At 46.9% G+C, this 12,728-nt stretch carries 10 protein-coding genes and 1 riboswitch; of the genes, 2 read left to right on the top strand and 8 right to left on the bottom strand.

Annotation, left to right across the window (positions count from 1 at the left end):
* Positions 1-127: 127 nt before the first annotated feature.
* The 8 genes from hydF to MKY24_RS15000 all read right to left on the bottom strand — a co-directional run bounded on the left by hydF (position 128) and on the right by MKY24_RS15000 (position 9,431).
* Positions 128-1,381: a [FeFe] hydrogenase H-cluster maturation GTPase HydF gene (hydF, locus tag MKY24_RS15035; protein WP_338532502.1), complete on the bottom strand. Its 1,254-nt coding sequence runs from the start codon at positions 1,379-1,381 to the stop codon at positions 128-130.
* The gene (locus tag MKY24_RS15030; RefSeq protein WP_076159271.1) at positions 1,368-2,816 is read right to left on the bottom strand and encodes an aspartate ammonia-lyase; all 1,449 of its coding nucleotides are present in this window, start codon (positions 2,814-2,816) and stop codon (positions 1,368-1,370) included. The genes hydF and MKY24_RS15030 overlap by 14 nt, the downstream gene beginning before the upstream one ends.
* Entirely contained in the window at positions 2,813-3,403 is a 591-nt protein-coding gene (locus MKY24_RS15025) for a 4Fe-4S dicluster domain-containing protein (protein WP_028540676.1), read from the bottom strand. Before MKY24_RS15025 ends, MKY24_RS15030 begins: the two co-directional genes overlap by 4 nt.
* A gap of 65 nt (positions 3,404-3,468) precedes the next feature.
* Positions 3,469-4,935, bottom strand: coding sequence for a [FeFe] hydrogenase, group A (locus tag MKY24_RS15020; protein ID WP_071559616.1), 1,467 nt, complete (start codon positions 4,933-4,935; stop codon positions 3,469-3,471).
* A gap of 71 nt (positions 4,936-5,006) precedes the next feature.
* A complete protein-coding gene (locus tag MKY24_RS15015; protein ID WP_339200271.1) occupies positions 5,007-5,639 on the bottom strand; it encodes a 4Fe-4S dicluster domain-containing protein in 633 nt (210 codons plus the stop codon).
* A 14-nt stretch (positions 5,640-5,653) separates the two neighbouring features.
* Positions 5,654-7,816 (bottom strand): formate dehydrogenase subunit alpha, encoded by a 2,163-nt coding sequence (gene fdhF / locus MKY24_RS15010; RefSeq protein WP_339200270.1) that lies wholly within the window; start codon positions 7,814-7,816, stop codon positions 5,654-5,656.
* Positions 7,817-7,943: 127 nt separating this feature from the next.
* Positions 7,944-8,480 (bottom strand): hypothetical protein, encoded by a 537-nt coding sequence (locus MKY24_RS15005; protein WP_231517125.1) that lies wholly within the window; start codon positions 8,478-8,480, stop codon positions 7,944-7,946.
* Positions 8,481-9,005: 525 nt separating this feature from the next.
* Complete coding sequence (locus MKY24_RS15000) at positions 9,006-9,431, bottom strand: MaoC family dehydratase (protein WP_028540679.1); 426 nt, start codon at positions 9,429-9,431, stop codon at positions 9,006-9,008.
* Positions 9,432-9,776: 345 nt separating this feature from the next.
* Here MKY24_RS15000 and MKY24_RS14995 point away from each other — a divergent pair, with 345 nt between their 5' ends.
* The gene (locus MKY24_RS14995) at positions 9,777-11,195 is read left to right on the top strand and encodes a helix-turn-helix transcriptional regulator (RefSeq protein ID WP_068941642.1); all 1,419 of its coding nucleotides are present in this window, start codon (positions 9,777-9,779) and stop codon (positions 11,193-11,195) included.
* Positions 11,196-11,648: 453 nt separating this feature from the next.
* Positions 11,649-11,821, top strand: a riboswitch (M-box (ykoK) riboswitch).
* Positions 11,822-12,132: 311 nt separating this feature from the next.
* The gene (locus tag MKY24_RS14990; RefSeq protein WP_049828342.1) at positions 12,133-12,687 is read left to right on the top strand and encodes a DUF1003 domain-containing protein; all 555 of its coding nucleotides are present in this window, start codon (positions 12,133-12,135) and stop codon (positions 12,685-12,687) included.
* Positions 12,688-12,728: the final 41 nt, after the last annotated feature.

The following is a 12,728-nucleotide window of genomic DNA, read 5'->3' as shown; positions in this document are numbered from 1 at the left end:
ATCATTTCACACTATGAAAATTCTCATGATTTATAATAGAACTTGAAAATAAAAAGCAGTCGCGTTGGAATCAGCGCGACTGCTTTTGTGTATCTGGAAAAAAATATTAATGACGAGATAAGGTCTTTTAGGAATAACTGCCGGCTTCTACAGCTTGCTCCCATGCCAGCATAGCAGATGGGAAGCATTCAATAGCACGGGGAAAGACCCCCTGTACATAAGCGATGAAAATACCATAGTTCACAATCGGCACTCCGGCAGCTTTCGTTTCCGACATTCGATGAAGCATCGTACGCCGATTGAGCATGCATGCACCGCAATGAATAACCAGTGCATATTCGCTCAGATCATCAGGGAAGCTGGAGCCGGATGCATGCTCGATGATGAGACGTTTGCCTATCGTTTGGCGGAGCCAGCGGGGAATTTTCACTCGACCAATATCGTCAGATTGGCATTGGTGAGTGCAGGCTTCGGCAATGAGTACACGGTCTCCATCCTTGAGGCGATCAATGGCTCTTGCACCTCGTACCAGTTCGTCCAGATCGCCTTTATGACGGGCAAACAGGATGGAAAAAGAGGTAAGAGGCACATCCTTGGGCGTGTCGGCCGCTACTTTCATAAAAACCTGTGAATCGGTAATGACCAAGCGAGGTTTGCGCCCCAATCTCTCCAGCGTCAATCGTAATTCATGTTCTTTGGTAACTACGGCGATGGCATCGCTCTCTAGTGTATCGCGGATTGTTTGCTGCTGTGGCAGGATCAAACGGCCTTTTGGTGCAGCTTTGTCGATGGGAACGACCAGCACAACAACATCGCCGGGTGACAACAGGTCACCGACGATACGGAAACGATCCTCATTTTGGGGGAGTGTATTCGTGATAGATTTTTTCAGTTCCGTGTCTCCCTGGAGCAAAGATGCACTGAAAGGAATCAGGGTGAGATCCAGTTCAGTTGCCAGCTTTGTAGTCGTTTTATCTGATTCAGTAAGGGTATCTACCTTATTCAATACCCCAATAACAGGAATCTTTTTGTTGCGGAGCTTTTCGAGTAGCTCATGCTCGAATGGTCCGACTCCAACGGTGGCGTCGATAACGAGCAAGGCCAAGTCTGTACTATTAAGTATTTCTAGCGTTTTGTTGCGGCGCAGCTCCCCGACCTCACCCTCATCGTCCAGTCCGGCGGTATCCACCAGAACAATGGGACCCGCTGGGAGCAGCTCCATCGGTTTGAAAACGGGGTCCGTGGTCGTTCCTCCTACAGGAGATACCACAGCGACGGGCTGACCCGTCAGGGTGTTCAGAATGCTGGATTTGCCTGCGTTGCGGCGACCGAGCAGGACAATATGTGGTCGGTTGCTACGAGGGGTATCATTCATTCCCATGGTGAGTTCCTTCTTCCTGCCCCGGAATTCCGGGTTTGGTTACTGTATAGGGATGGCATAATTGGTCAATCCTCGAACGGGTCAGTAGGCCGCGATCTTCTGCAATATCCTCTGGTGTGCGACCTTGCACAATGGCTGCAGATGCAATGGAGGCAGCTTCATCATAGCCAAGCTCCGCGACCAGAGCAGAAGCCATCACGGCTGAGTTACGCAGATTTGTAGTGCAGCGTTCCTCACGCACGATCAGGCCGCGTACGCATCTTTCCTCGAATAGTCGAACCGCGCTGTTCAGAATATGTAGCGATTCCAGCAGCGATTCGGCAATCAGCGGCAGGAATGCGTTTAGTTCCAACTGACCGGAGGCAGCGGCCATAGTGATAGCCGCATCTTCGGCTATCACACGCATGGCTGTTAGTCCTGCCATTTCAGCTATTACCGGATTGACCTTGCCAGGCATAATAGAGGATCCGGCCTGAACTGGAGGCAGCGTGTATTCGCCAATACCACCGAAAGGACCAGAGGCCAGTAGGCGAAAATCGCCAGATATTTTGTACAGATTCACGGCGGCTGATTTGAGTAGACCGGACACCTCCACAAAGACATCCATATTTTGAATCGGGTCCATCGGGTGGTCGCTGCGACTCAGTCCAAAACCAGTCTCATCCGCCAGCTTTTCGACCATCCGATAGCTGTAAGCGCGGGGCGCGTTCATACCTGTGCCAATCGCCGTGCCTCCAATAGGGATTTCCCGCAGCCGCTCTTCAGCTTTATAGAGACGCCAGCGGTCGCGCGCTATAGCCTTTGCGTAGGCACCAAAGCCCTGCCCGGCCATCATGGGCAGGGCATCCATTAGCTGAGTGCGGCCTAGTTTGAGCAGGTCAGCATATTCCGTTTCTTTGTGCTGTAAAGCATCCTGTAACGAAGACATCGTGTCACATAAAGGCCGAAGCAGCCGTATTGCTGCAATTCGTAGCGCTGTGGGATAGACATCATTCGTAGACTGGCAGCAGTTCACATCATCCAGAGGATGTATAATCTCATACTGCCCTGGTCTGCCTCCTAGCTGTACGATGGCCAAATTAGCAATGACCTCATTTACATTCATATGGGTACTGGTGCCTGCGCCGCCTTGCATGGCATCCACGGTAAACATATGTTGGTGCCTCCCGGCGAGTATTTCGTCGCAGGCATTTACAATGGCAGAGGCCCGTTGGGCAGGGAGCCGTTTCTGCTCACCATTCACTTGAGCGGCTACTTTTTTTACCAACACAAGAGCGTGGATCAGGTTTTGGTTCACGGGTCTGCCACTGACCGCAAAATTGTTCATCGCGCGTGCGGTGTGAATACCGTAAAAGGCATCTGCGGGAATTTCCATCTCTCCTAGCGCATCCCGCTCGGTTCGCGTATTTGTAGACAGAGGGAAACCTTCGGTCATAGACCCGTTGCCGGAATGCGTGTCATATGCAGTAGCTGACGTGCACTTGCAGCGCGTTTTTCTTCAACCCGGGCATGAACCAGATCTGGCTCGACCAGCTTGAGGGCTTGTGTTGGACATTTACCAATACAGGCCGGACCGCCGTCCACGCCTTCGCATAAATCACATTTGCTGGCAATCATGCGCTCTTTGGGTTGCAAGCGTCCTGACATATTGGTATACAATCCATCCTGCACGACAGGCTGCCCGTTTCGATACTCGGGTACCATGTTAATCGCGCCGTAAGGGCAGGCGATCATGCAGGTTTTACAGCCAATGCAGCTTTCGCTATTAATGAGAATGCAGCCATCTGCGTTCGTAATAGAGCCGTTCGGACAAGCGTTGGCGCATGGAGCATCCTCACAGTGACGACACTGAACGGGTGCAGTGACCCCAAATGATTTGATAACCTTCAGACGAGGGTGAAAATGAAACTCATCATCCGGCGAGATAAAAGGGTTCTCCGCTGAATGTGCGATGACACATGCGATTTCACAGGTACGACAGCCGATACATTGATCGGGATCAGCTAAAACAAAACGGTTCATACAATTCGACTCCTCTCTAACTTACGACAAAAATAATGTATACAGCATAAAAATAACTTAATGTATTAATGAATGGAGTAATCCGCATCCCCTTTGGTGGAAATAGTGTTGCTGCGGCTTTGCTTGCCGGGCCCCCGTTGTTGGAAGGTGGTGTGCAGCAGATGATGCGACACATGACCCAGCGGCTCACCTAGAAATTCATCATAAAGTTTGATGATGTGAGGGTTCTCATGCGATTTTCGTACCTGGTGTGCAGCATCATGTCCATAAATGGAGGATTTACGTGCACGATAAGCTTCAATTCGTTGCTTTTCTAACATGAGCTTAGGTTGTCCCCCTCCGCTGATACATCCAGCAGGGCAGCCCATCACCTCAATAAAATGATAATCACATTCGCCCGCCTGGACACGATCCAGTAGCTGATAGGCATGTTGTAGCCCGGCGACGACCGCTACCTTGAGCTGCAGCTTGCCTACCTGAACCTCAGCTACTCGAATGCCTTCCTCACCACGTACAAAATCGAGCTGGAGCTTCGGCAGTTTTTCATTTGTCAGCAGCTCGTAACCTGTACGGATGGCAGCTTCCATGACTCCTCCAGTGACTCCAAAAATGGAGCCTGCACCTGAATATTGTCCTAACGGTGAATCGAATTCTTCATCAGGCAGGTTCGCAAAATCAATTCCGCGCTGCTTGATCCAGTATGCAAGTTCACGCGTGGTCAGTACCTCATCCACATCACGGTAACCGTCAGATTCCATTTCGGGACGATCGCATTCAAATTGTTTACAAGTACAGGGCATGATGGCAACGCTGTATATATTCGCAGGTTCCACCTCGTCCAGTTGTGCGCCATAAGATTTGATTAGCGCTCCTAACATTTGCATCGGAGATTTGCAGCTGGATAGATGGTCTAGCAGATCGGGATATTCAATCTCTGCAAATCGGACCCATGCTGGACAGCAGGATGTGAACATGGGTAAGGGACCGCCTTCGGTCACGCGACGAATCAATTCAGTGCCTTCCTCCATGATGGTCACGTCAGCTCCAAAGTTGGTGTCGTATACCCGGTCGAAGCCAAGGCGGCGTAAAGCAGCAGCCATTTTCCCAGGCGTCAAGGTGCCGAACGGCATTCCGAATTCCTCCGCGAGTGAAACACGAATGGCTGGAGCACATTGGACGATCCGAAACTGTCCAGGTTTGGTCATCATATCGGCTACCTTATTCAAGTTGTAGCTATAATAGGCAGCGAATAGTGGCTCTCTGATGTCGGCAGGCATATCGCGTTCTTGGATACGTTCCAGCCGTCTAGCGGCGCCTTCCTGTGAAGATGAACCTGCCCAGTCAGATGCGTATACGCTGCATATTTGTACACATTGACCGCAAATAACACATCGGTCTGCATTAACGGTTTGCGGTTCTCCGGGCAATCCCTCTATGGCATCTACTGGACAAACCCCAGCACAACGTCTGCATCCTGTGCAGAGCGTAGGGTCAATATGAATGACAGGGTCTGTGCAATCAGTCGTCTTCATACAAGGAGGCGAGGAGATCTTGTCTATTGTGGTTGACATGGTTTTCTACCTTTCTGCGGCTGATTTTGGCCTTATAGGCGTGGGAAAAAGACTTCCCGCCGAGGCTCTGGAGGTGAGTCGGATATACCTTTGGCCAGCCGTAGGACATGATTCGGGCAGGCCTCTACACATGCAGGCTGTCCGTTCTCTGTTTCCGCGCACAGATCGCATTTGCTTGCTGCGGTGCGGGGAAGGGCGACTCGATTTGCACGGTGAGTCAGGCCGGACTGCGTTACAACGTGTCCTGCCCGGTAGACCGGAGACACCTCAATTGCCCCGAAGGGGCAGGCCAAAACACAGGAGGTACAGCCGATACATCGCTCCTCATCAATCATGACGACGCCGTCCTCCTGACGAATGGCTTGCACCGGACAGGCATGTGCGCAGGGGGCATTTTCGCAATGCCGGCATTGCACCGGCACATACATATCCCCTGTACGTACAACATACACCTTGGGTACAACAGGTACGCTGACGGTTCCGACCGAAGCTCCTATGCCGTTAGCCTGACTGTGAACGGCGAAGCACGCCATTTCACAGGCTTTGCAACCGATGCACTGTCCGGCGTCTGCGACTACAAAAGAAGAAGCAACAGCGCTTGTTCTACTGGCTGCTCCCATTCTACTCGTCGAAGCTGACCGGTAATCTGTTAGACAGTGCATCATATTCCCTGTGCCGCTCATCTCGTCACCTTATCAGCCAAAATAGCTTCCTGGACGTTCATCTGTCTGCGAATCCGTTGGTACGATTCATGTACATCACGTTCGGCCTGCGCTTGGTCGGCGATCCGCTCCAGACGGATGGCACAGTATTTTAATTCCGGGGTTTTGGATACCGGATCGAGAAAATCAGCGGTCAGCTCGTTGCATGCTCCAACCCACCAGTGATAGGTCATGTAGGTCGCACCTTGTTGCACACGGTCACTGATTTGTGCCCGTGCCATGATGCGTCCCCGACGGGAGGATATGGCAACAATTTCGCCATCCAGAATATTCAGATCTGCTCCGTCTTCTGGGCTAATCTGAATAAAGCCAGGCTCATCAGACAACTGGCGCAGCGCGCGGCAATTGCCAGTCATGGTACGAACGGAATAGTGACCTACCTCACGGACTGTGGACAAGACAAGCGGGTATTTTGCATCCGGTTGTTCTTGTGGTGGACGCCATTCGCAGGCGAATAATCTGCCTTTGCCACTAGGTGTCGAAAATTGATTTCCTTTATATAAATACGGTGTACCTGGATGATCCTCAGTAGGGCAGGGCCATTGCACGCCGCCTTGCTGCTCCATTTTTTGGTAGCTGGCACCGGAGAATAATGGGCTGAGACTGCGCATTTCATCCCAAATTTCTTCTGTGTTTGCATAGGACATAGGATAGCCCATGGCGGTAGCAACCTCGCTAATAATGGCCCAGTCTGGCTTAACATCACCCTGTGGCTCAACGGCCTTACGGATGCGCTGAAAGCCCCGATCTGCCGAAGAATATACACCGTCATGCTCGCCCCAGGCAGTAGAAGGGAGGATGACATCGGCGTGCAACGCTGTTTTGTTCATGAAAATATCCTGAACCACGACAAATTCCAATTGGTCTAGGGCTTCACGCAACTCGGCGGCGTTCGGATCGCTTTGTACAGGGTCCTCGCCAAAAATGTAATAAGCTTTCAGCTTGTTCTCCTTCAGAATGAGGTGTGGTACCTCCGTAAGTGGATAGCCTTTTTTACGTGGCAGCTCAACACCCCATGCTTTTTCAAACTTTTTGCGAGCTGTGTTATCTGTTACATCCTGATAGCCAGGATACACATTCGGCAAAGCGCCCATATCACAGGACCCCTGTACATTGTTTTGTCCCCGTACTGGTCCGATACCCACATTCGGCTTGCCCAAATTTCCAGTCAACAGTGCAAGGGAAGCGAGCCCCTTTACCACATCAACGGCCTGTGAAAATTGACATACGCCCATTCCGTACAAAATTGTAGCGGTAGGAGCCTTTGCATATTCCCTCATAGCCGCCCGGATATCGGCTGCCTTGACCCCCGTAATGCCTTCCGCATATTCGGGAGTATATTTTTTAATGCTGTCTACGTATTCGGCAAAGCCTTCTGTGTTTGCTTCAACATATCGTTTGTCGTACAGTCCTTCATGCACAAGTACATGACCAAAAGCGTTCACCAAAGCCATGTTCGAACCGCCCTTTAAGGGTAGCCACATATTCGAAATACGAGCTGTTTCGGTCATGCGCGGATCGCATACAATAATTTTGGCGCCTCTTTGCTTGGCAGCTACAATGCGTCTTGCGACGATCGGATGTGTTTCGGGTGCATTATATCCAAACACGAAAATGAGATCAGAGTGTTCAATTTCAGGAATAGAGTTGGACATAGCTCCATCTCCGAGCGAGTAAGTCAAACCTGCTACAGAAGGGCCGTGGCATACACGAGCGCAATGGTCAATATTGTTCGTGCCAATGACCGCTCGCATGAACTTTTGCATGACATAATTGGCTTCATTACCCGGACCGCGTGCGGAGCCCGTTCCCATAATGGAGTCGGGTCCGTATTTTTCCTTAATTGCTGACAGCCGTTCGGCAGTATATTGAATGGCTTCCTTCCACTCGACTTCCTCCATAACTCCATTTTTGCGAATCATGGGCTTGCGCAAGCGTGCAGTCAGAATTTGCGGGTCATTCAAAAAATCCCATCCATAGTGTCCTTTCAGACACAGTGTTCCTTCATTCGTACGACCACCAGCCGGCTCTGCGCCAATTACCTGTCCTTTTTCCACCAGCAAATGAAGCTGACAACCGCTCCCGCAGTAGGGACATACGGTCAATACCTTGTCTGCCATAAGTGCAGCACCTCTTTTATATGAAATAGATGAAACTCGTAACATAAAAAAAGCCAATACAAAAATGCCGCTTTACGCTGCATCCTGTACTGGCTTATCCGCGAGCGAGGAGACAAGCTCCTTCCCGCTAATCCAACCGGTGTATGTGTTGTAGTTCTAGAGTAATGATAATGTGTCCGTCTCCATGGACGGAGGGGCAGACCTCCCAAGTATAAGTGAAGGGACTGCCGAGTGTTTTTTCGGCTTCGTTCATAAACTCCTTTTCTAGATAGGGACGAAGGACGTCCCAATATTCCCTGACCTTGTCCTCAGCCCCTTCATGAACGAGAATTTCGGACAAATTAGACAATGTACCTCGAATTTCTACCGTAATCCGGAGCGGCGAATCCAGTGAAACCTTGACGTTGTCCGGTCCTTTTCCCCGGTAGTGCTTGACAATACACACGGCCAACTTCCTGATGCGCTCACGGTATTCCAATTCGGTATTCAACATCTGGACACTCCGCTTCGAATCAAAATAAAGGCGTACTTGCCGCGCATGCCAGACAGCCTGTGTAGCTGGTTTAGAACAAGACGTAACCGTCCCGACCAAAGTGGTCTGCCCAGCACGGCGTATCACCCTTCTATGGTAGAACAGGTTGACCCGGAAAGATGTGAAATTCATTACACTGAACCAAAATTTTACATAGATTAGACCGCTCTTGAAGCAACTATACCTCTATGGTTTGTATGATGCTTCTCGTTCCATCGCGTTGTTTGTCCAGATCCAATACAAAAGCAGTTGAATGACAAACTATGGGCTGAGATTAGTAAATGTCATTCTCAAAGCCCTCTATACTAAAATAGCACAGTGCGAATCTCAGAGATTTATAGTAAATTATTCATTTATATGATTTGCAATATCAATTTATTATTATTACATTGGACGGAAATGCTAGTCGAACTCCAGAAGGCATAGATATGTTATCCAAAATGGTGGAAAAGTACGGGTTCAAGATGTAGAATCTATGCGATATTCAGTTTGTAGAAGGGCACGTCAAGGTCGTCAAATGAAGACTTAGTAGGAATTACTGCAACGTGTGGCTGAACATGAAGCCGCAAGTCAAGCCACGTTAGAATAAAGAGAAGAGGTTCGTGCTAAAATGCATGGACCTCTTCAAACTTGTAATAATTGATTTTTTATGAAACTTTACTGTTTAACCAGAACGGATAAATCGCCTTCAAAAACTTGCTCCTCTTTGTTGTTGAAAGTCGACAGCAATACAGTAACGAGTCCTGTTCCATTCCTCATCTCTTTTACTCCAATCACTTCAACAATGGTGTACAATTCGTCGCCTGGATATACTGGTTTAATAAATTTAATATTATTCATAGCAGTTCCAGCAATAACCTCATCACCGTAACTGCCTGTTTCAACCCAAAGCTTAAAAGAAACAGCTAATGTTTGAATTCCTGAAGCGATAATTCCATTAAATCTACCTTGTAATGCTTTCTCTTCATCTAAATGCATATATTGCGGGTCAAACTCCCTTGCAAATCTGGTAATATCCTCTTTAGTTAATTTTAAAGACTTGGTTTTAAATACTTGTCCGATATAAAATTCATGAAACCGCATTATTACACCTCTTGATTAAATTATTTGCTTATTTATAGAGTAGCATAATATCACCAATCATTTGTAGTCCCACTCAGCAAGTAACCCTCCGTACTTTTGTACAGTCAGATCAATGTAAGTGTCTGCTTTTTGAAGGATTATATTTCCATTAACATAAGTCTCACCGGTAACAGTGGCAGGGTTATTTGACTTCAATGCAGAGTGACTCTTTGGAACTGCTTATTTTATATACTTCGACATTCGATGCAAATAAATAAAAATTATTGACAACTGTTAAATTATGGACAACAATAGAATGTAATAATATATAAATATTGGTACTTCTGTATGGAGGGTGGTTTATCTATGAAAGTTACACCCACGATTAGAGCAGAATTGGAACAATATCTAAAACAAGAAGGTTTGAGCATGATGGAGTTTGGGCATATAGCGGGCATGAATAGGGGGATAGTAAGTAGCATAGTGTCAGGCAATAAATCTATGTCTGTTAACCAGATAGATCGCATTACCGAGGCTATGGGGTTACCGGAAGGTCACTTTTATGTCTTGTTCATAGAAAACTACATCATCGACCATCCTCCGAATATGAGACGAATCGAGCCATTTTTGTTTCGCTGTGCGGAGTTGGACAAGTTGGATGCAATCCGTCGAGTGGTGGGAGCCATCATGGACAATCTACTGTATTCACCCAAGCTATTTGAAATTGCAGAAGAATTGTTGGCGCAGGGAAGACATGCGGCTGCATTGCTGCTCTATGAGGGGGTAGCTGAAGCGGAGAAATATCAACATTCAGAACGATTGGCAGTCTGTCAATATCGTATATTCACGATTCAGATTGGTGACGACCAAAGCCGCAACCACAAGGCAGCTATACTATTTGAGCCTTATGTCGAGCGCCTAGATGATTTAGAACAACTTGATGCGTTAAAGGATTTGGCTAATGTGTACAGGTCTTTGCGTAAGTGGGACAAGGTTGAGGAAATGGCAAGGCAAATGAGAGGGAAAGCTGAAGTACAATATTCCATAAAGCATCAGCAGAAGAATCGAAAGAACAGGGAGCATGAAAAGGAAACCAGAAATCCGTTATTTGGATACATTGCTTACGCCGATTTGTTGTGTGCTAGTGTTTGTGAAGCCCAAGGCGATTATCAACAAGCTCTACAATATACATACGCCTATGCGGATTTAGACTGGGTTAAAGAGGATGACGAGGATACAAAACACTGGGTAAACCTGTTCAGTCAGTGGGCGGTAGGAAATACTTACGTATATAAGCTGTTGTCAGGAGAAATAAGCCTGCTGAACGATTATGTTGAATATATTGCTACAACATCAGCCGCTAACGAGAATGAAAAGCTTTCAAAACTGCTGAATGTTATAATCGCAGCAAACCAGTTTAGCATAGATGTAGACAATATACTCAAACGATTTGAAACGCTAATTGCGACTTTTTCACAGCAACCATCATCAGATGATATGTATACCCGACAAGTGATACCGGATTATATCGCGTGGTTTGGTTACGAATTAGGTTTTTATTATTTATACCGAGGGAAGTACATTGATGGCTTTAAATATTTGATGAATGCAATGGTAAAGTCACATATAATAAATAATGAAACTTACTTTATAAACTGTATGGGGTTGTTTGTTCGTTTTCAAGCCCATGCAGTTCCTGAAACTAAAGCTGAGTATTTCAATTTTATTGAAAGGGTGTGGGAAAACAATGTTCAAAAAAATGGTATTTTTAGTCATCGCGGCTAGCTTTTTGTTTATTGTTACTATGCCGGACCAAGCCTTTAACCACCACCATAGTATTCAGCCTAACGTTACCATTGGAGGATTTTAAAGAAAAAGCTCTGCTAACCTGATGGTCGGCAGAGCTTTCTTTAGTGCAGGAATTACCACACACGGCAGAATAACTATCTGAGGTGATCAGCTTGAACCATACATATAAAGTGTTAAAGTCGGATATAGAACTATTTGCTGCTGCATTAAGCCAGGTAAGAGTATATGTAGTAAAACCGTTGGGTGATGATATGATGTAAGTTTTAGACCATCTGTTTGCCGCAACTGCGGCCCCACGACTTATTATTTTTGCGTTATAAGGGGGAGTGCCAGCGTCGCTGTCACCAGGCACAAACACATGTGGAATATAGCAAATATATTTGGGTTTGACAGCACATTTAGACAGCAGTATGCTTGCTAAGGAAATATTGATGTCCTCGTTAGGTGAGGCTCCTATATGAACATAAGCCACTGCCCGGAAACATCGAAAGATGCCAATGGGTATAACAGGAATTGCCGGATTAAGGCTCTTCTTAATGTGGCTAAAGAACTTTGGTTCTTTTACGTCGTATAGTGCTAAAGCTCGACTTGGGGGAATCGGATATTTGTATGCTTTATCCTGCATGCAGAACGACGCCCTTCAGTTAGCTGAGGGGCGTTTTTATTTCAATGTTGTAGTATTGGCAATGATTTGGTTCCAGTGTGATCAGTAAAATATGGAGCCCACAACATGTTAAGGGGAGAGGGGTTGAACCATTCAATGAGTAGTCGAAGTTCGTCTGAACCGGATCCAGAACCAGGGAGTCTATTGGCAGTCGGGTTAAAACTAGATACCATAATTGAGTATGGTTGCTATTCCTCCCCTACGGGTTAGTATTGGGCCCGACTGCCTTAAAACAAGGAGGCAGTTGACATGTCAAAAATGAATTTTTTTCAAAAAAAACAGCAAAATAAAAGTGCTGCTCATATTCAAGGCTTTGATATTGAATTGAATCAGGAAAATACCCGTCGTATTGATCGGCTAGTCGATAGTTACGAGAATAGCATTCTTTCTCATTTAGATGAAGCGTACCAAAGAACGACAAGCTGGCAAGATCGTCTTGCAGATCGGATTGCATCATTCGGCGGTAGCTGGAGATTTATTACTTATTTCGCTATCTTTCTGACCCTCTGGATACTCTTGAACAGCTTGCCGTTTACTCGCTTTCATTTCGATGAACCTCCATTTATCTTGTTGAACTTGTGTTTGTCCTTTATTGCAGCATTTCAGGCTCCGGTCATTATGATGAGTCAGAACCGCCAAGCTGCAAGGGATAAGCATGAATCGATCATTGACTTCGCGATCAACTACAAAGCCGAACAAGAGATTGACGATATGCAGAGCCACCTTCATCGGATCGAAGGCGAACTGATTGAGATTAAAAAACTCTTACTTGTTCTAAAACAACCGAATGAAGAACATAAATGACACTTTAGATTATATAGAGGCCCCGTAGAGAAGTTTTTACC

The sequence above is a fragment of the Paenibacillus sp. FSL P2-0322 genome (assembly GCF_037975315.1).
Lineage (GTDB): Bacteria > Bacillota > Bacilli > Paenibacillales > Paenibacillaceae > Paenibacillus > Paenibacillus polymyxa_B.
This window is presented reverse-complemented; position numbering and strand designations above follow the sequence as displayed.